Source organism: Halodurantibacterium flavum (genome assembly GCF_042681825.1).
Classification (GTDB): domain Bacteria; phylum Pseudomonadota; class Alphaproteobacteria; order Rhodobacterales; family Rhodobacteraceae; genus Halodurantibacterium; species Halodurantibacterium flavum.
Map to the genome: position 1 here is coordinate 89,705 of NZ_JBHUGH010000006.1, position 18,982 is coordinate 108,686.

An 18,982-nucleotide genomic window follows, 5' to 3' on the forward strand; every position below is an offset into this window, starting at 1 on the left:
GGATTATAATAGGCAATGCTGCATCTGCAGAAAACGCGGCCGGGCGCACAAGCCCTGTGCGCGGCCGCCTGCCTCACAAACCCGCGACGATTGCGCGCCTGCGCCCCAGCCGCTAGACGGGGCGCACCGGACGGGGCAGCATGCCCCCAAGCAGGAGGACGCATGAGCCGCGCATTCATATTCCCCGGGCAGGGGGCGCAGACCATCGGCATGGGCCGCAGCCTGGCCGAGACCTATCCCGCCGCAAGGGCGATCTTTGACGAGGTGGACGAGGCGCTGGGGGAAAAGCTTTCCGCGCTGATCTGGGAAGGCAGCGCCGACGATCTGACGCTGACCGCCAATGCGCAGCCGGCGCTGATGGCGACCTCGCTTGCGGCGATGCGTGCCTTGGAGGCCGAAGGGTTCGCCGTGACCGAGGCGGCTTTTGTCGCGGGGCACAGTCTGGGGGAATATTCGGCGCTGGCGGCGGCGGGCGCGATCAGCGTGGCCGATACGGCACGTCTGCTGCGCATCCGGGGCCGCGCCATGCAAGAGGCCGTGCCGGTCGGGCAGGGGGCTATGGCCGCCCTTCTGGGGCTCGACTTCGACACCGCCGCTGCCGTCGCCGCCGAGGCCGCCGAGGGGCAGGTCTGTCAGGCCGCGAATGACAACGATCCGGCACAGGTCGTGGTGTCGGGACACCGGGAGGCGGTGGAACGCGCGCTCGACATCGCCAAGGCCAGGGGGGCCAAGCGTGCGCTGCTGCTGCCCGTCTCGGCGCCCTTTCACTGTGTCCTGATGCAGCCCGCCGCCGATGCGATGGCCCGGGCGCTGGCGGATGTGGCCATTCAGGCGCCCGCGGTGCCCTTGGTCGCGAATGTCCGCGCCGAGGCGGTGAGCGACCCGGAAACGATCCGCACGCTGCTGGTGGAACAGGTCACGGGTTCCGTCCGTTGGCGCGAGTCGGTCCAGTGGATGGCCGGGCAGGGCGTGACGGAGTTCTGGGAGATCGGCGCGGGCAAGGCCCTTTCGGGCATGGTCAAACGCATCGCCAGGGACGCCACGACCCGCGCCATCGGCACCCCCGAGGATATCGCCGCAGCCAAGGGCTGACGGTCAAAGACAGGAGCTATCATGTTCGATCTTACCGGAAAGAATGCCCTCATCACCGGCGCCTCGGGCGGCATCGGCGCGGAAATCGCCCGCGTGCTGCATGGCGCGGGCGCGACGGTCGCGCTCTCGGGCACCCGCACCGCTCCGCTGGAGGAGCTGGCGGCGGAACTGGGCGGGCGGGCCCATGTGCTGGCCTGCAACCTCTCGGATACTGAGGCCGTCGAGGCGCTGCCGAAGGAGGCGGCCGCGGCCATGGGCAGCGTCGATATCCTCATCAACAATGCAGGGATCACCCGCGACAACCTCTTCATGCGGATGTCGGACGAGGAATGGCAGAGCGTGCTTGACGTCAACCTCACGGCGACCTTCCGCCTGTGCCGCGGCGTTCTGCGCGGCATGATGAAGGCGCGCTGGGGCCGGATCGTGAATATCTCGTCCATTGTGGGCGCGACCGGCAATCCGGGGCAGGGCAACTATGCGGCCGCAAAGGCCGGGGTGGTGGGCATGTCCAAAAGCCTCGCCTATGAGGTCGCGAGCCGGGGAATCACGGTAAACGCCGTCGCGCCCGGGTTCATCACCACGGCAATGACCGACAAGCTGAACGAAGAGCAGAAGGCCCGGATCCTGACGCAGGTTCCTGCTGCCCGCATGGGCGAGCCGCGCGAAATTGCGGCGGCGGTGCTCTATCTTTCCAGCCCCGAGGCGGCCTATGTCACGGGTGCCACCTTGCATGTGAATGGCGGCATGGCCATGATCTGATCCGGGGGGGGATTCCTCCGGGTCGAAAGCGTTTGCCTCTGGTAAAGACTATGCTATAGGCGGCGCTGATTGAGCCGGGGGCGTTGCCCGCGCTGGTCGTGGCCCCTGTTTCCGCAAGGGTGGGGGTCAGAACCGCCCCGAGGGGCAAGGGACAACTGAGACGGGATGCCTCCCGCGAAACGAATGAGGAATGAACATGAGCGATATCGCTGATCGCGTGAAAAAGATCGTCGTCGAGCACCTCGGTGTCGAAGAGGAAAAGGTCACGGAAAACGCGTCCTTCATCGACGATCTGGGCGCCGACAGCCTCGACACGGTCGAGCTGGTCATGGCCTTCGAGGAAGAGTTCGGCATCGAGATCCCCGATGACGCCGCCGAGACCATCCAGACCTTCGGCGATGCGGTAAAGTTCATCTCGGAAGCCGCCTGATCCCAGGCGATCCGGACGGATCAGGGGCCCCCTGCCAAGCGGCGGGGGGCTTTTTTTGCATTCAGGCGGCGTCGTGGGCTGTGGCCTGTTTTTGCGATCACAGGGTGGCGTCGGGTTCGCGTGGTGCCCGGGCGCGGCACGGCGATCCGGCTTCGCCCCGCGATGCCTGCACCAGCCCGTGCCTGAGGCAGACGATCCCCTCGCGCGAGACGTACCCGCAGGCGTGTGCGGGGACATGCCGCCTCGCGGTTGAAGTGTTGCCGTCCGCGTGATAAGGGCGTTATGCCGAAAAATGATAGGCCGGTCAGGTCATTCCGGTCACTGTGCAACTGGCGTTTGTCGGATCACGGGAATTAGTCGTTAACGCGAACCCACGGCTCAACCCATCTTCGGGGCTGAGCTTTGCTGCTTGGCTCCCCGATTGTTCAGGAGCTTGCTTTGAGCAGACAACATATCCTTCTCGGCCAACTTTTCATGTCCGGCATGATGGCGCTGACGATGAGCGGCCTTTTCAGCCTGTTGCAGTTCGGCCCGACGCTGGACTGGCTGACCCACTGGATCCGCGCCTTCCTGATGGTCTGGCCGCTGGCTTTCGCCCTTGCAACCGTGGTCAGCCCGCTCGCCTTCCGGCTTGCGGCGATTGTCCTGCGTCGGCTTGGTCGCGGCTGACCGGGTGTGGAAAGGCGGACGGGCCGGCCGTCAGCGCGGCAGCGGCCCGTCCTTGAGCGACAAGAGCCGGTAGGTCACGCCCAAGGCCCGTCGACGAAAGGCGGGGAACGGCAGGCGGGGCGGGATACGCCGCATGACCTCGGGCAGGGTGGCGTCTTTGCCGGCGCCGCCCTGCGCTATTTCGGACGCGATGCGGTGGCCGGTCAGGCTGGCCGCCGCAACGCCGTTGCCGTGCCAGCCAAGGGCGGCAAAGACCCCCTCCATCCCCGGAACCGGCCCGGCATAGGGCGCAAGGCTGCCCGTCAGGCAGGCGAGCCCCGACCAGTGCCGTTCCACCTCGATCCCCGCCCAGGCAGGGAAGAGCGCGGCAAGATGCTGCTCGGCCTCGTCATGCAGCCGCTCCAGCGCGCGCGGCCGCGCGCTGAGCCCGCCGCGCATCCCGAACATGAAGCGGTTGTCGGGCAGCAGCCGGAAGTAATGCAGCAGGTCGCGCGTGTCGAAGCTCATATTGCGGGTCGTCCAGCCCTGCGCGTCGCGTTCCGCCTCGGTCAGGGGGCGCGTGACGAAGATCGCCGAGATGACCGGCATCAGCCGTCCGCCGATCCAGCCCGGCAGATCCTCGCGGCTATAGCCGTTGGTGGCGATCAGCACGCGGCGGGCGCGCAGCACCCCCTGGGCCGTCACCATCCGCCAGCCTGTCCCGTCCGGCATCATGCCGGTGACGGCGCTGTCCCCATGCAGAACGGCGCCGGCCGCCTGCGCCGCCCGCGCGAGCCCCAGCGCATATTTCAGCGGGTGCAGCGGAAAGCCCACAGGGTTCAGCATCGCGCCGTGAAACCCGTGAGGCGAGATACCGTGTCCCGCCAGTTCCTCGCGCGGGATCAGGCGCGGGGCCTCGTCATAGATGTCCCGCAGTTCCGTGGCACCGGCGACAAGCGCGCGATAGGCCGAGGGCCTGTGGGCCAGCAGGTATTCGCCCCAGGGTCCCTGATCGGCGTCTATTCCCTCGGTTTGCAGGGTCTCGGCCACATGCTCGACAGCCTCGCGCTGAAAGCGGCGAAAGGCCCGGGCCGCGGGCAGACCGAAACGCCGCGCGATCTGCGCATCGCTCAGCTTGGAGCCGCCCATGCAGCAGAAGCCGCCATTTCGCCCCGAGGCGCCCCAGCCCGGCTGCGCCGCGTCAACGACCGTGACCGACAAGCCCCGCCGCGCCAATTCGCGCGCCGCCGAGAGGCCCGCATAGCCTGCGCCGATCACCGCGACATCGGTGCGGCTTTCGCCGGTCAAAGGCCCGACGGGTGGCGGAAGTTCGACGGTTGCCGCCCAGTGACTGTCAGGCCAGCGCGGATCATAAGCTTCGGGTTCGTAAAGGTGCATGGGGTCCATTGGCACTTTGGGCGGCGGCCGTTAATCTGCCGCGGATTGATGCACAGAATTGATGCGAAGACAGGAAGACGCCATGGCGCTGGAAGATGCAAGCACCGAGGTCGACAGCGCCTTTACCCGCAAGGGGCAGCGCGGGCTCGCCTATGAAAATGCCTTTGGGGGCGCGACGAGTTTCCTGCGCCGCAGCTATACCAAGGACCTGAGCGGCGTCGATCTTGCGGTGACGGGCATTCCGTTCGACCAGGCGGTGACGCATCGTCCCGGCACCCGCTTTGGCCCCCGGGCGATCCGCGAGGCGTCGGCGCTCCAGCCTTTCGATGCGCCCTATGGCTGGGGGTTCAGCCCGCTCGAGCTGTTCAACATCGTCGATTACGGCGATCTTGCGTTCGACTATGCCAATGTGCCCGCCTTTCCGGACCGGGTGACCGCGCATATCCGCACGATCCTTGCGGCCGGCGCAGGCACGGTGACGCTTGGGGGCGACCACTTCATCACGCTGCCGATCCTGCGCGCCTATGCGGAAAAGTTCGGGCCGCTCTCGGTGATCCAGTTCGACGCCCATAGCGACACCTGGGTCGATGACGACATGACCCGGATCGACCATGGCACCTTCATGTACAAGGCGATCCGGCAAGGGCTGGTGGACCCCGCGACCTCGGTCCAGATCGGGATACGCACCGACAACCCCGACACGATGGGCGTTCACATCATCGACGCCCGCATCGTTCACGAAACCGGCGTCGCCGCGACGGTGGCAAGGGTGCGCGAAATCGTCGGCGACCGCCCCACCTACCTGACCTTCGACATCGACGCGCTGGACCCGGCCTTTGCCCCGGGCACCGGAACGCCCGTCTGGGGCGGACTGACCAGCGCGCAGGCGGCGCATATGCTGCGCGATCTGGCGGGCATCCGCCTGGTTGGCGGTGATGTGGTCGAGGTTTCGCCCCCCTATGACACGACGGGCGTGACGGCGATCATGGGGGCGCATGTGGCCCATGAACTGATCTGCCTTTACTGCCATCGTTTGCGGGGTGCTGCCCCTTGACGGGGCGGGTGGGGTGCTGCCCCTTGACGGGGCGGGGACGATAGGCCAAGCCCCGGCCATGGTTCCCTTGGACAAACTCGATCAGATCACCCGCCGCTTCCAGTTTCTGGAGGCCAAGCTTTCGGAGGGCGCCGCGCCATCCGAGATCGCGGCACTCAGCCGCGAATATTCCGAACTGAAGCCGGTGGTCGCCGAAATCGCGGCCTATCGCCAGTTGCTGGGCGATCTGGCGGATGCGCAGGCGATGCTGGCCGATCCCGAGATGCGCGCCCTCGCCGAGGAGGAGTTGCCCCGCCTGCGCGCCCGTCAGCCCGAACTGGAACAGGCGCTGCGGCTTGCGCTTCTGCCCCGGGATGCCGCCGACGCCCGCCCCGCCATCATCGAGATCCGGCCCGGCACGGGCGGGGATGAGGCCGCGCTGTTCGCTGGCGACCTTCTGCGGATGTATCAGCGCTATGCCGAGGCGCAGGGCTGGCGGTTCCAGATGATCGAATATCAGGAGACCGAGCTTGGCGGCGTCAAGGAAGCCATCGCGAGCGTGCAGGGCGAGGGGGTCTTTGCGCGGCTGAAATACGAATCCGGTGTGCACCGCGTTCAGCGCGTGCCGGAGACCGAAAGCGGCGGCCGTATCCACACCTCGGCCGCGACGGTCGCCGTCCTGCCCGAGGCCGAAGAGGTGGATATCGAGATCAACCCCGCCGATATCCGCATCGACACGATGCGCGCAAGCGGCGCGGGCGGCCAGCACGTCAACACCACGGATTCGGCCGTGCGGATCACCCATATTCCCACCGGCCTTGTCGTCACGAGTTCGGAAAAATCCCAGCACCAGAACCGCGCCATCGCCATGCAGGTGCTGCGCGCCCGCCTCTTTGACATGGAACGCAGCCGCGCAGACGCGGCGCGCTCGGCTGACCGCAAGGCGCAGGTGGGTTCGGGCGATCGGTCGGAACGCATCCGCACCTACAATTTCCCCCAGGGGCGGATGACCGACCATCGGATCAACCTGACGCTCTATCGGCTGGACGCGATCCTGCAGGGCGACCTGACCGAGGTGATCGACGCGCTGGTCGCCCATGATCAGGCCGCCCGGCTGGCCGAGATGGAGGCATGAGGGCCGCCGACCTCTTGCCCGCTGCGATTGCGCAGCTTCGCAAGGCCGGGGTTGAAGGCGCGCCGCGTGACGCGCGAATCCTGCTGGCGCATGCGCTGGGGATCGAGGCGGACCGCCTGACACTTGCCCTGCACGACCCGTTGCCGGAAGGCGCGGCGGATCGGTTTGCGGCGGCGGTTGAGGCGCGGTGCCGCCGCCAGCCGGTCTCGCAGATCATCGGTTGGCGCGACTTCTTCGGGCGGCGGTTCCGCGTCACCCCTGATGTGCTTGATCCGAGGCCGGAAACCGAAACACTTGTCGCTGCAGCGCTAGAACAGCCGTTCAGCCGGGTGCTCGATCTCGGCACCGGATCGGGGGCCATACTGTTGTCTCTGCTGGCCGAAACGGATGCCACGGGCACTGGCGTCGATCTGTCGGTCCCGGCGCTGGAGGTGGCACGCGACAATGCCAGCCGCCTGGGTCTGGAGGCACGCGCCGAGTTTCTGGTTTCCGATTGGTTTGAAGACGTTAGCGGCCGATTTGATCTTGTTGTCTCAAATCCCCCTTATATCACTATCACCGAAATGGAAAAACTTTCCCCCGAGGTTCGTGCATGGGAGCCGCATCTGGCCCTCACGCCCGGGGGGGACGGCCTTGATGCCTATCGGCGGATCGGTGCGCGGGTCCGGGAATATCTGGAACCCGGCGGCCGCCTGATGGTCGAGATCGGCGCGGCCCAAGGGGCAGATGTTGCCGAAATCTTCAAGGCGGCCGGGCTGGCCGGGATCACCATCCTGCCCGATCTGGATGGTCGTGACCGTGTGGTTGCGGCAGCCCGGGGGTCTTGACGCGCGGCATTCGCGCCACATATCTTTTTCACGGGTGCAAAAAGCCGCTTCCCGGGGAAATGATGCAGTTTCCCCCTTGTGTCGCTTCGACCGGCGTGCTTATTCAACCCTGTGACGGGAACGATGCCTTTGGCTGGTTCCCGCACTGGTAAGCCCAAATTCGCGCGGATCATCGGATGGCGGCACGGCACTTGATGCCGCATCCTCTGCGCAAGCCCTTTTCCAAGGCTGGACAAACGAAAACATGAGATCATCCAAGTCCCGCTCGCGTTCCAAGTCGAACCGCCCGCGTTCGATGGGCAATATCGTCAACCGCGTCTTCGATTCGTCGGGGCCGGAGGGCAAGGTTCGCGGAACGCCGCAGCAGATTATCGACAAGTACCTTATCCTTGCCCGCGACGCGCAGCTCTCCAACGACCGCGTCGCCGCCGAGAACTTCCTTCAGCATGCAGAACATTACCTGCGGATGCTGGGCGAGGCGCAGCGCGAGATGGGGCAGGGTCAGGACCAGCGCCGCGATGATGAGGATCGTGACGGCAGTGGCAGCAGCCAGTCGAATGGCCAGTCGAACGGGAACGGGCGCCATGAGCACCGCAATTCCGACCAGCGCCACGACAATCGCCAGAACCCGCAAGGCGGCCATCAGGGCAACCGGCAGGACCAGAACCGTGACGATCACGGCAATCGTCAGCACGGATACCGCCCGGAAAGCCCGGCTGAAACAAACCCGCCCGAAACGCCCGATGCCAACGCGGTGATCGAGGTGGCTGCGGACGAAGGGGGCTCTACCCTCGTCGAGACGCCAGAGGCAGCACCGGAACGCGAAAGCACCGTTGCCGCGCCGCAGGCCGAAGCGTCGCCTGCGCCGTCGCGCAATCGCCGCCGTTCTGCGCCCAAGGATCAGCCGGCGCTGTTCGATGCGCCGGGTGAAGCCGAGGCCGGCGGGGACGCCCCCGCTGCACCGGCAGAGCCAGCGACACCCGCCGAAAAGCCGAAGCGCCGCTACACCCGCAAACCCAAGGCCGAGGGCGAGAAGAAATCCGCCGCCGAGTGAATGGGACCACAAAGGGAGACAGGCGAATGCCCGAAACGAAAACCGGCGCTTGTCTCTGCGGCGCGATCTCATATCGCGTGACCGGCCCTGTGGGGCCGGTTTATTTTTGCCACTGCAGCCAGTGCAGGCGCCAGACGGGGCATTATCTCGCCTCTGCCGCCGTGGCGGCGACGGATGTAACGATCAGCGGCGAAGAAAATCTCGTCTGGTTCGCCTCATCGGAAACGGGGCGGCGCGGTTTTTGCCGCAGCTGCGGCTCGACGCTTTTCTGGAAGGAAGAGGGCGGATCCTCGGTCGACATTGCCGCTGGCAGCTTTGACCAGCCGAGCGGCCTGACGCCGGGCGTTCATATCTACGTCGCCGACAAGGGCGACTATTACGAGATCGGCGACGGGCTGTCGCAATACCCGCAATCCTCGGCCTGAAGTCAGCCCCCGAGCTTACCCGGCGGTGGCCGGTGCCAAAAGCCGCGCCAGCGTGCAGAACCTTTCCAGATCGATCTCTTCGGCCCGGGCGGTGGGGGGGATCCCCGCCTCCTGCAACAGCGCCTCGATGTCGGGCGACAGCCCCCGAAGGCTTGAACGCAGCATCTTGCGGCGCTGGTTGAAGGCGGCCGCGGTAAGCCGCGCGAGGATCTTTTCGTCGGCCGGAAAAAGCGGCCGGTCGCGCCGGGTGATGTGGACCACGGCGGAATGGACCTTGGGTGCGGGCGTGAATGCCTCGGGCGGCAGGGTCATCACCACCCGCGCTTCGGCCCGCCATTGCACCAGAAGCGCAAGGCGCCCATAGGCCTTCGACCCCGGGCGCGCGACGATCCGCTCTGCCACCTCTTTCTGGAACATGAGCGTCAGGCTCTGCCAGAAGGGCGGCCACTCCGCGGGCGTGAGCCAGCGCAGCAAAAGTTCCGTCCCCACGTTATAGGGCAGGTTCGCCACCACCTTGATCGGGGGCGAAAGATGGGCCGTGACGTCAAGCTCCAGCGCGTCGGCATTGATGACTTCAAGCCGGCCGGGATAGGCTCCGGCGATCTGCGCCAGCGCCGGCAGGCAGCGGGCGTCCTTTTCGATGGCGAGCACCCGGCGCGCGCCCTCGGCCAGAAGGCCGCGCGTCAGCCCGCCGGGGCCGGGGCCGATTTCGAGCACATCTGCGCCGGACAGATCACCCGCCTGCCGCGCGATCTTGGCGGTCAGGTTCAGGTCCAGCAGGAAGTTCTGACCGAGTTGCTTCTTCGCGCTCAGCCCGTGTTCGGCGATCACCGCACGCAGGGGCGGCAGGCCGTCGATCGCGCTCATCCCCTGTCGCCCGTCCGGTGATGGGCGGCCCTGGATCGGGCCATCTCATCGGCCATCCGCAGCGCGGCGATCAGGCTTGTCGCGTCCGCCACGCCCTGGCCCGCGATGTCGAAGGCGGTGCCATGGTCAGGCGAGGTGCGGATGAAGGGCAGGCCGAGCGTCACGTTCACCCCGCCCGCGAAGTCGAGCGTCTTGATCGGGATCAGCGCCTGATCGTGATACATCGCGATCGCCGCGTCATAGTTGCGCCGGGCTGCCGCATGAAACATAGTGTCGGCGGAATGGGGGCCGCTGATCGCCATGCCCTCGGCCCGCAGCGCGGCGACGACCGGCGCGATTACCTCGGCCTCCTCATGACCCATGGCGCCGCCTTCGCCCGCATGGGGGTTGAGGCCTGTGACCGCCAGACGGGGGCTTTCGATCCCGAAATCCCGGATCAGCGCCGCATGGGTGATGCGCAGCGTGTCGGAAAGAAGGGCGGGCGTCAGGCTCGTGGGCACCTCGGACAGGGGAATGTGGATCGTCGTCGGCACCACCCGCAGGTCCGGGCAGGCGAGCATCATCACGACCCGGTGCACGCCGCCAAGGGCTGCCAGATATTCCGTATGGCCGGGATAGGCGAAACCGGCCCCGTCCTTGAGCGCCTTCTTGTGGATCGGGGCCGTGCAGATGGCCGAGGCCGCTCCGCCCTCGACCAGTTGCACCGCGCGGGCGATCACCTCGATCACGGCCGCCGCGTTTTCCGGCGCGGGCTGGCCGGGGCGAGCCGGGGCGGGGAAGTCATGGCGCAAAACCGGCAGCGCGCTGGCCGAGACATGCAGCGCATCCTCGGGATGCACGATCTCTCGCCAGGGCGTACCGGCGGGCAGGTGGGTGGGGTCACCGATCAGGAAGAACGGCAGCCGCGCGCCAAGGGTCGCCCAGGCGGCGGCGGCGATTTCCGGCCCTATGCCCGCGGGTTCCCCGCAGGTGAGCGCGATGGGCGCGCGGTTCATCGGATGAACGCGTTGGCGCGCAGCTCGTCCAGCAGGATGTCGGAAAAGCCGTTGAGGCGCTGGTTGACGACCTGTTCGCGTGCCTGCGCACGGGTGGGCGCCTCACCGGCAAAGGCACGGCGGCTGCAGAGCATCAGGAAGACCGTCGCGTTCCCCCGCGTCAGCCGCGCCGAGCTTTCGTTGGCATCGAGCCGCGCAAGTTCCAGCCCGATATCCTGCGGGACCTCGGGCATGGATTGGGTGGTGAAGGTCAACTGATCCTGCGGCAGCCCGGCGGCGATGCGGTTCAGATCGACGCAGGTGTCGATGCTGGCATTGATGCGCGCGGCCTCGGCCTGCGCCTCGGGTCCTGTGCCGGGGATGAGGAACTGCGCGTATTCCACTGTCACGGCACTGGGCGGGGGCGCCGGTTCCTCGGCCAGGGCGCGCAACTGAAAGATCACGATGGCATTGCCGAGATAGAGCGGTTCTGTCACCTGGCCGGGGCTCATGTTGCGGAACATGTCCGCGATCGCGGGCGGCAGGTTGGCAAGCGGCAGCCAGTCGATCCGGCCGCCGGCCTCGCGCGACTGAGAGGCCGAGTATTGCTGCGCGGCCTCGGCGAACTCGGCCTCGCTGCGGATCGAGGCGCTGAGTTCGTCAGCGAGCGGGCCGGTCTGGTCGATCCATTCCGGCGTGCCGGGCAGCACGATTTCCGACAGAAGGATGCGCAGCGCCCGCTGCTGCGAACTGGCAGAGAGAGCAAGGTCGATATCAGCCTCGGTAATCTGGCCGATGCGGTTGCCAAAGCGCTGCCGCACGACTTCCCGCCACAAAAGCCCCGCCTCGACGAAATCGCGGAACGTGGCCGCGTCGATGCCGTCGCTTGCAAGCGCCGCGATGAACTGGTCGGCATCCATTCCGGCGCGGCCGGCGAATTCGTTCATGCCCGCGCGGACCTGTTCCTCGGTCGCGGTGACACCATAGGCGGCCGCGGCGTCAAGGCGCAGCCGGTCCTCGATCAGCGCCTCAAGGGCCAGCGCCTCAAGATCGCCGCTGGTGTTCAGGACATCTAGGAAACGGGCGCGCTGCGTCACTTCATAGTTGGTGATGATCCGGTCGTTCACCTGCAGCCTTGTGTCGAACATGCCTTGGGCGGGCGCGGCCGACGGAGTGACCGCAAGAGGGGCGGCCACAACGGCCGCGGCGAAAAGCAGGGTGGTGAGGCGCATCATCTCGTCCCGTTCTTGTCCTTTGCCGGCTTGACCGGTCTTTCACGTCACGACCACGCGGGTCCGGTCACAGGGCGCAGGCCCGGCTACGGGCCCCCGCCTGACCGGTGCCAAAGCCGATCAGATCGACCGAAAGGCCGAAAGTCGTCGTCGGCCTCACACTAGTCGAGGATGTGAACCGGCGCGAGAGGGAAAGATCGACCGTCACACATTCGTTCCGCCATCTGAGTCCGGCACCGGCGCGCTGTGCCTGATCGGCCTCAAAGTCATAGCGCCAGTTCGCTTGCGCTTCCCAATTCGCGGTGACGCGCCAGGCGGCATCGAGCGCCCATTCCTGCACCGCCCGGTCGCGCCCCTGATCGGCATCGGGTTGCAGATGCAGGTAGGAGGTGGCGAGATCGAGCCGCCCCGCATCCCACAAAAGCCGCAACTCGTTCCGGCTGAAGCTCAGCCCTTCATCAAAGAGTGCGCGATTGGTAATGCTGACGGTGCCCCGCCCGCCCAGCGAAAAATTCGTGAGGTCGGCAACCACAAGCCAGTCCGAAAGCGTCGCGTTCAGCCCAGATCCGTCGGGGAACTGGCTGCGCTGGTTCATCCGGATCACCCGCCCCACCGCAAGGCCGAGTTGCCAGCCCGAGGGATCGATGCGGGTATAGCTCAGCCCGACATTGGCGCGCACCCCGTCCTCGTTGCGGTCCCAGCCCGGGAAACGGTCGAGTGCGAAAAGATTGCCCTCGTCGAGTTCGACAAGGACGCTGTCCTCATCCGGCAGGTTGCGGCTGGTGACGCGGCTGCCGACGATCTGGACGACGGGCTCGATCACATGGGTGACGCCGTTTGGATCGTTCCGCATCCAGGGCCAGCGAAGCTCGACCCCCACGGCAGGGGTCGCGCGGCCCTGGGGGCTCTCCATCGTGCTGTCCTGCCGCAGGGCGTAGAAATCAAATGTCGATTGCGCGGCGGTGGTCGCGACCATCCCGTTCGGCAGAACCCAGCTTCGCTGCCACTCGGCGCTGGCGCTGGCGCGGGCGACATCGCGTCCGGTAATATCTGCGGCCGAGGGGCGGTAATGTGTATGCGCATTGAACCGGCCCGTGGCGATCCCGCCCCAGAGGTCGAGGCGCCGCTGCCAGTCAAGCTCGGTGACGACCGTGGGTTGTTCGGCGTTGATCTCGCCGGCGCGGATCGAGCGAAAATGCAGGACGCGTGCCCCGAAATGTTCATCGCGCCGCGTCCGGTTGAGCGCCACAAAGCTCGTCAGCCGGTCCTGATCCGAGATGTCATAGTCCTGCAGGTAATAGCTGTCGCTGACGGTCTCGATCCCGAAGCTGAGCACATAGCCCGCCGGCATGTCGAACCGCCCCGAGCCGAAGATATAGCCGCGCAGGCGGTCGGGGCTCAGGTTGTCGTCCGAAAACGCGCCCTCAAAGCTGAACTGGCCCCCGCGCACCGCCTGCCGGTAGCGCCAGTCGAGCGTCCGCGTCCGCCCCGAGGACAGATAAGGCGTAAGCGTCAGGTCCGCGTGATCGCCGAGCGTCAGGAAATAGGGAACCTTTGCCCCCCATCCCAACGTGTTCGTGGTACGGAACCGTGGGGCAAGGAAACCGCTCGTGCGTTCTACGGTCGGGTCGGGCAGGCGCAGGCGGGGGATATAGGCGACCGGGATGCCCATCACCCGGAACTGCGCCCGGTCAAAGTAAAGCTGCCGTTCCAGCTCGTCATGCACCACCCGCGCGGCGCGGATTTCCCACAAGGGTGTCGGGTTGGCGGCGCAGACCTGGCAAGAGGACGCGACCGTCCGGTCAAGCTCGGTATAACGCCCCTCGCGCCGGGCGATGCTGCGGGCGGCAAGCTGCAACTGCCGGTCCAGCACCATCCGCGCGCCCAAAAGGATACCGTCGCGCAGATCGTCGGAAAGCTCGGCCTCGCTGGCCACAAGGATCACGCCGCTCTCGGGGTCGACCAGCGTGATCGGCCCGGTGATGGCAAGCTGCCCGGTCGACTGGTCATAGGCGATCCGGCTCGCCCGCATCCGCCGCCCCTCATAAAGCACCTCGACCGCGCCCTCGGCGATCAGCATGTTGTCGCCCGCCACGGAAATCCGGTCGGCGATCAGCGTCGCCGGAACCCCCTGGGCCAGGAGAGGCGCGGGTATGGGCAGGGCCAGCAGGGCGCCAAGGGCAAGCGCGCGAAGGGTCTTCATCCTTCCTCCAGATGCAGAAGCAGGCCAAGTGCCAGCAGGACGGCGGCCAGCGGCGGGCTCCATGCAGCCAAGGCGACGGGGATCTGGCCGTTCTCACCCAGCACCTGTGCGAAGTTGCGCAGGAAAAAGATGCCCAGCCCCGCCAGCAGCGCCATCAGGACCAAAGGCCCCGACCGGACCAGCCGGGGCGGGCGCATGGAAAATCCCGCGCCGATCAGCACCATCGCGGCCATCAGCAGCGGCAGGGCAAGTTCCATCTGGAACCAGACCCGGTGCTGGCGGGCCGAAAACCCCGCCCGTTCAAGCTGCGCGATGAAGGACGGCAGATCCCAGATCGGGATCGCCGAGGGCGTGCCGAAACTGTCGCGGATCTGATCCAGCGTCAGATCGGTGGGCAGGTCCAGCGCCTCGATCCGCCGGGCGTCGCGCTCCGGGTTCTCGCTGTCGAGCGGCCATTCCTTTACATCGGTCAGATGCCAGACGCCGCGGCCCAGACGGGCCTCTGCCGCCTCGACCCGCCGCGCAGGCCCGCCTTCGGGCGAGAAGGAGAGGAAGGTGACGCGGTATAGCTCGGTGCCTTCCAGGCTCGCGCGTTCGGCGCGGATCACGGTCTGCCCCTCGGGCCCGCCCTGCCGCAGCCAGAGACCTTCGCGGCTGATCGACAGGACCGCATCGTTGCCGGTCAGTTGCCCCGCCCGCAGTTCATAGCGTTTCGACGTCGCCGCAACCAGCGGGTTGAAGACCGCGACCGCCAGAACGCCCAGTGCAAGGGCCGTGACAACCGGCGATATGAGGCTGCGCAGCGCCGAAATGCCGGCCGCGCGCGTCACCACAAGCTCGCTGCTGCGGGCGAGCCCCAGGAACATCAGAACCGAGGACAGGATGACGATCAGCGGCAGGATGCGGTAAACGCCTTCGGGCGCATTGAGCGCCGCAAGTTCGAGCGCGGGGCCAAGACCGGGGGCTCGGCCTGCAAGACGGCGGATCTGTTCCACCATGTCCAGAAGCAGCATCATCCCCAGAAAGACGCCCAGCACGATGAGAAAGGCGTTCAGAAAGCGCCGGGCGAAATAGCGTTCGAGCGTCATGCAGGTTCTCCGCCGCCCGTGCCGGGGCCCGCGCCCGGGGTCGTGTGGCAGACGATGCGCGACCGCGCCGAAAGCCACAGGATCACGAAAGCTGCCGCTCCGCCAAGGATCACCGGGACCCAGGCAAGCGCCGCGAGCCGTTCGTCCCGCAGCGCCATGCCCGAGGTCGTGTTCGCCACCATCTGCACCATGATCAAAAGGACGACGGCGGCCAGTATCTGCCGCCAGATCCCGAACCGGCTGAACCCGCCCAGCAGCAGCGTCGCAAAGCCCACCACGGCCGTTACGGCGGCCAGCATCGGCTGGGCGAACCGGCTGTGACCCTCATGCAGGAAAAAGGCGCGGCTCTGGCCCGTCGCCTCCAGCATCGCGGGGTCGGGATTGAAGAGCGCGGTCGTCGGCAGTTCCCGCGCATCGAGCCGTCCCCGGCTGCCCGAGGTGACCAGCGCCCTGATGTCATAGGCCAGATCGTCGAACCGGGTGGTGTAGAGGCGCTGTCCCTCGGCCCGGAGATTCTGCGACATCCCGTCGACCATCACCAGCATCGGCCCGTTTTCCCCCCGCAGCAGATAGGCCGCCCGGGCGGAATAGGTGACACGGGCGCGCGGGTCGCGGGCATCGGACAGGTAGATGTCACGCAACTCTCCCTCGGGCGAGATCTCGCGGATATAGAGCGTGATGCCTTCGGAGGGATGAAGGAACTGTCCCTCGGTCAGCAGGCGGGCGGTGATGTTCTCAGCGATCTCGCCCTGCCGCTCGGCAAGCTCGGTCCGGCTGGCGGGGACGAGGTAATGCGTCAGGACCGACATCATCGCCGCGACGATCAGCCCGAAGATCACGACCGGCCGCGCCAGCCTGTAGCTGGAAAAGCCGGTCGCCTGCATCACCACAAGTTCACTGTCGCCCGAAAGCCGGTTGGTGACGAACACCGCCGCCGCGAAGGACGCCACCGGCAGCACGAGCCGCACCACATTCGGCAGCGTCAGCAGGCTGATTTCCAGAAAGACCAGCGCCGTCTGCCCGTCCCCCAGAAGCTGGTCGAACAGTGCGACGGCCCGGTTCACCCAATAGACCGAAACGAGGATCAGCGCGAAAAAGCCGAACACAACCATCAGCTGCGACAGCATGTATCTGTCGAATCTCGACATGCGCGCGGTATCTCCCCGGGGGTCTTCTGGTGGTCTTCAGGTGGCGGGGACCGTAGCCCAAAGCTTTGGCGGGGAAAACTCTAATCTGGTCAATCCGCAGGGGCGGGGCTAGGGTCTGCGCAAAGACGGGAAGGATGCAATGACCACACCAGTTACGATCAACTTCACCGAAACCGACCTTGATGCAATCGCAGGATTTGAAGGGCGCGTCGTCGTCCTGTCCGAAGGCTCGGCTTTCCGCCGCCTGAACCGCCTGACGCGCGGCGCGACCGCGCGACTGGCGGCATCCGAGGACTGGGAAAAGGCCAAGCCTGGCGACACGCAGGAACTTGCCTGGCCGGCGGGACTGGCGGCGAAGGCCCTGCAGATCGTCAAGCTGCCGCGCCGCGCGACGGTCGATGAGGCACGCCGCGCCGGGGCCGCCGTGGGTCGTGCGATGGGCGCCGATCCGGTCCTGCTGGTGGCTGGCGGTCATCCCCGCGCGGCCGACATCGCCTATGGTCTTGCGCTGCGGGCCTATGATTTCACCGACCACAAGACCGGCGAGAAAAAGGGCTTTGGCACCGTCACGCTGATGGCCGACAAGCCCGAAGAGGTCGCCGCCACAGCCAAGCCCATGGCCGCGCTGGCCGAGGCCGTGTTCTTTACCCGCGATCTGGTGAACGAGCCTGCGAATATCCTGACCACCGACGATTTCGCCGCACGTCTCGCCGCAATGCAGGAACTGGGGCTGGAGGTCGAGATCCTCGAAGAGGCCGATCTCGAAAAGCTCGGGATGCGGGCGCTCTTGGGCGTGGGGCAGGGCTCGGAAAGCCCGTCCAAGGTCGTCGTGATGCAGTGGCAGGGCGGTGGCGACGAGGCGCCGCTTGCGTTGGTGGGCAAGGGCGTCGTCTTTGACACCGGCGGCATTTCCATCAAGCCGGCGGCCGGCATGGAAGACATGACGATGGACATGGGCGGCGCGGGCGTCGTCGCGGGCGTCATGCGGGCGCTTGCGCTGCGCAAGGCAAAGGCGAATGTCGTGGGTCTGGTCGGTCTGGTCGAGAACATGCCGGACGGCCGCGCGCAGCGGCCCGGCGACGTCGTGCGTTCGATGAAGGGCGACACGATCGAGGTGATCAACACCGATGCCGAGGGGCGGCTCGTCCTCGCAGATGTGCTCTGGTACGCGCAGGAGCGGTTCAATCCGGTGGGCATGATCGACCTTGCCACGCTGACCGGGGCGATCATCATCGGCCTTGGGCACGACAATGCCGGCGTCTTCTCCAATGACGATACGCTGTGCAACGCGTTCCTCAAGGCCGCCACGGCCGAGGGGGAGGGCGCCTGGCGGATGCCCCTGGGCGAAAGCTATGACAAGCTGATCAAGTCGCGTGTGGCCGATATCAAGAACACCGGCGGGCGGCCTGCGGGCTCGATCACCGCGGCGCAGTTCCTGCAACGCTTCGTCAAACCGGAAACCCCGTGGATTCACGTCGACATCGCGGGCGTGGCGCTTTTGACCGGCGACAGCACCTTTGCGCCCAAGGGCGCCACGGGCTGGGGCGTGCGCGCGCTTGACCGGCTGATCCGCGACAAGTTCGAGAAAAGCGGGGGCTGATGCCCGCGCTGTTCTACCACCTGACCCGCTCGCCGCTGGAGGCCGTGGCCCCCATGCTGCTGGAAAAGGCGCTGGCCACCGGCTGGCGGGTCGCGGTGCGGGGGACCGACGCGGACCGGCTGAACTGGCTGGACCAGCGGCTCTGGCTCGGGGCAGAGGACGGCTTTCTGCCCCATGGCCTTGCGGGCGGCCCGCATGACGCGGACCAGCCCGTGCTTCTGACGCTTGGGGTGGACCGTCCGAACGGCGCGAACTGCGTGATGTCGGTCGACGGTGCGGTCGTGACCGCGGAGGAGGTTCAGTCGCTCGACCGGGTCTGGGTCATGTTCGACGGGAATGATGCGGCCGCGCTCGACCATGCGCGGGGGCAATGGCGGGACCTTGCCGGGGCAGGGGTGGCGGCGCAATACTGGGCCGAAGAGGATGGCCGCTGGCAGAAAAAGGCGGAAAGCGCTAGCGGCTGAGGATCATCCGGTCGCGCGTGATCTCGATCCGGGCAAAGCGGCTGAGATACGTCATCCCCAGCAGCGAGGTCTCCATCTCACCCTCGTTCACCCAGGCGGACATGTTGGTTTCCACATGCCCCGCCAGTTCTACCCGCTCCAGACGAATGGGCGCCGTGCGCACCACTCCGTTCGCGGTCCGGGCCTGCCCGTAATAGTTGAGCTTGGCCGGTGAGAACCCGGCGGCGCGGGCGTCCTTGGCGCTGAGCACCACTTCGGTTGCGCCGGTGTCCACGAGAAAGCGCAGCGGCACGCCGTTGATTGCGACGGTAAGGTAGTAATGCCCGTCCCAGGCCCGGGGCACCTCAATCTGGCCGCTTTCGGGGTCGATGATGGCCATCTGCTGCATCCGCGCGCTGTTCTGCGTGTCGGACCACAGCTGCCAGGCGGCGGCAAGGCCTACGATGATCATCAGCCAGATCGCCGCCTGCTGGGCCATCTGGCCTATCTGCCGCCGGTTGGCCAGCAGAACATAGCCGCCGATCGCGGCCAGCAGCAGCACAAGATAGATCAACCGTGCCGTGTTCTCGCCCGCCATGCGCAGCCCTCCTGCGGAAGATGTAGGG

The 18,982-nt window shown here is 66.8% G+C and carries 19 protein-coding genes; 11 read left to right on the forward strand and 8 right to left on the reverse strand.

Features of this window, described 5'->3' with window-relative positions:
- Positions 1 to 162 precede the first annotated feature (162 nt).
- The 4 genes from fabD (at position 163) to ACFSGJ_RS08990 (ending at position 2,950) form a co-directional block, all read left to right on the forward strand.
- Positions 163 to 1,092, forward strand: coding sequence for an ACP S-malonyltransferase (fabD, locus tag ACFSGJ_RS08975; RefSeq protein ID WP_390260904.1), 930 nt, complete (start codon positions 163 to 165; stop codon positions 1,090 to 1,092).
- Between the two features lie 21 nt (positions 1,093 to 1,113).
- Complete coding sequence (fabG, locus tag ACFSGJ_RS08980) at positions 1,114 to 1,851, forward strand: 3-oxoacyl-[acyl-carrier-protein] reductase (protein WP_390260906.1); 738 nt, start codon at positions 1,114 to 1,116, stop codon at positions 1,849 to 1,851.
- Between the two features lie 196 nt (positions 1,852 to 2,047).
- Entirely contained in the window at positions 2,048 to 2,281 is a 234-nt protein-coding gene (locus ACFSGJ_RS08985; protein WP_002719616.1) for an acyl carrier protein, read from the forward strand.
- A gap of 438 nt (positions 2,282 to 2,719) precedes the next feature.
- The gene (locus tag ACFSGJ_RS08990; protein ID WP_390260908.1) at positions 2,720 to 2,950 is read left to right on the forward strand and encodes a DUF2798 domain-containing protein; all 231 of its coding nucleotides are present in this window, start codon (positions 2,720 to 2,722) and stop codon (positions 2,948 to 2,950) included.
- Positions 2,951 to 2,980: 30 nt separating this feature from the next.
- Here the strand turns inward: ACFSGJ_RS08990 and ACFSGJ_RS08995 are convergent, their stop codons facing one another.
- Positions 2,981 to 4,336, reverse strand: a complete 1,356-nt coding sequence (locus tag ACFSGJ_RS08995; RefSeq protein ID WP_390260909.1) for an NAD(P)/FAD-dependent oxidoreductase — start codon at positions 4,334 to 4,336, stop codon at positions 2,981 to 2,983.
- Between the two features lie 73 nt (positions 4,337 to 4,409).
- Between ACFSGJ_RS08995 and speB the strand changes: the two genes are divergently transcribed.
- From speB to ACFSGJ_RS09020, 5 genes are all read left to right on the forward strand, one after another.
- Positions 4,410 to 5,381 (forward strand): agmatinase, encoded by a 972-nt coding sequence (speB, locus tag ACFSGJ_RS09000; protein WP_390260911.1) that lies wholly within the window; start codon positions 4,410 to 4,412, stop codon positions 5,379 to 5,381.
- 58 nt (positions 5,382 to 5,439) lie between these two features.
- Complete coding sequence (gene prfA / locus ACFSGJ_RS09005) at positions 5,440 to 6,495, forward strand: peptide chain release factor 1 (RefSeq protein WP_390260912.1); 1,056 nt, start codon at positions 5,440 to 5,442, stop codon at positions 6,493 to 6,495.
- A complete protein-coding gene (prmC, locus tag ACFSGJ_RS09010) occupies positions 6,492 to 7,322 on the forward strand; it encodes a peptide chain release factor N(5)-glutamine methyltransferase (RefSeq protein WP_390260914.1) in 831 nt (276 codons plus the stop codon). Before prfA ends, prmC begins: the two co-directional genes overlap by 4 nt.
- 244 nt (positions 7,323 to 7,566) lie before the next feature.
- Positions 7,567 to 8,376 carry a DUF4167 domain-containing protein gene (locus ACFSGJ_RS09015; RefSeq protein WP_390260916.1) on the forward strand — a complete coding sequence of 270 codons (810 nt, stop codon included), beginning with the start codon at positions 7,567 to 7,569 and terminating at the stop codon, positions 8,374 to 8,376.
- Between the two features lie 26 nt (positions 8,377 to 8,402).
- Positions 8,403 to 8,801 (forward strand): GFA family protein, encoded by a 399-nt coding sequence (locus tag ACFSGJ_RS09020; protein ID WP_390260918.1) that lies wholly within the window; start codon positions 8,403 to 8,405, stop codon positions 8,799 to 8,801.
- Positions 8,802 to 8,816: 15 nt separating this feature from the next.
- Here ACFSGJ_RS09020 and rsmA read toward each other — a convergent pair whose 3' ends face one another.
- From rsmA to lptF, 6 genes are all read right to left on the reverse strand, one after another.
- The gene (gene rsmA, locus ACFSGJ_RS09025; RefSeq protein WP_390260919.1) at positions 8,817 to 9,668 is read right to left on the reverse strand and encodes a 16S rRNA (adenine(1518)-N(6)/adenine(1519)-N(6))-dimethyltransferase RsmA; all 852 of its coding nucleotides are present in this window, start codon (positions 9,666 to 9,668) and stop codon (positions 8,817 to 8,819) included.
- The gene (gene pdxA / locus ACFSGJ_RS09030; RefSeq protein WP_390260921.1) at positions 9,665 to 10,663 is read right to left on the reverse strand and encodes a 4-hydroxythreonine-4-phosphate dehydrogenase PdxA; all 999 of its coding nucleotides are present in this window, start codon (positions 10,661 to 10,663) and stop codon (positions 9,665 to 9,667) included. The genes rsmA and pdxA overlap by 4 nt, the downstream gene beginning before the upstream one ends.
- A complete protein-coding gene (locus tag ACFSGJ_RS09035) occupies positions 10,660 to 11,877 on the reverse strand; it encodes a peptidylprolyl isomerase (protein ID WP_390260923.1) in 1,218 nt (405 codons plus the stop codon). The genes pdxA and ACFSGJ_RS09035 overlap by 4 nt, the downstream gene beginning before the upstream one ends.
- A gap of 64 nt (positions 11,878 to 11,941) precedes the next feature.
- Complete coding sequence (locus ACFSGJ_RS09040) at positions 11,942 to 14,077, reverse strand: LPS-assembly protein LptD (RefSeq protein WP_390260925.1); 2,136 nt, start codon at positions 14,075 to 14,077, stop codon at positions 11,942 to 11,944.
- Entirely contained in the window at positions 14,074 to 15,165 is a 1,092-nt protein-coding gene (gene lptG, locus ACFSGJ_RS09045) for an LPS export ABC transporter permease LptG (RefSeq protein ID WP_390260927.1), read from the reverse strand. The genes ACFSGJ_RS09040 and lptG overlap by 4 nt, the downstream gene beginning before the upstream one ends.
- Positions 15,162 to 16,313 (reverse strand): LPS export ABC transporter permease LptF, encoded by a 1,152-nt coding sequence (gene lptF / locus ACFSGJ_RS09050; protein ID WP_390260928.1) that lies wholly within the window; start codon positions 16,311 to 16,313, stop codon positions 15,162 to 15,164. The genes lptG and lptF overlap by 4 nt, the downstream gene beginning before the upstream one ends.
- Before the next feature lie 139 nt (positions 16,314 to 16,452).
- Here lptF and ACFSGJ_RS09055 point away from each other — a divergent pair, with 139 nt between their 5' ends.
- Together ACFSGJ_RS09055 and ACFSGJ_RS09060 are read left to right on the forward strand one after the other, a co-directional pair.
- A complete protein-coding gene (locus tag ACFSGJ_RS09055) occupies positions 16,453 to 17,913 on the forward strand; it encodes a leucyl aminopeptidase (protein WP_390260930.1) in 1,461 nt (486 codons plus the stop codon).
- Entirely contained in the window at positions 17,910 to 18,377 is a 468-nt protein-coding gene (locus ACFSGJ_RS09060; protein WP_390261193.1) for a DNA polymerase III subunit chi, read from the forward strand. Before ACFSGJ_RS09055 ends, ACFSGJ_RS09060 begins: the two co-directional genes overlap by 4 nt.
- On the opposite strand, the gene ACFSGJ_RS09065 is transcribed toward ACFSGJ_RS09060, so the two are convergent.
- Positions 18,367 to 18,954 (reverse strand): retropepsin-like aspartic protease family protein, encoded by a 588-nt coding sequence (locus ACFSGJ_RS09065; protein ID WP_390260932.1) that lies wholly within the window; start codon positions 18,952 to 18,954, stop codon positions 18,367 to 18,369. The two genes, ACFSGJ_RS09060 and ACFSGJ_RS09065, sit on opposite strands and share 11 nt — an antisense overlap.
- Positions 18,955 to 18,982 lie beyond the last annotated feature (28 nt).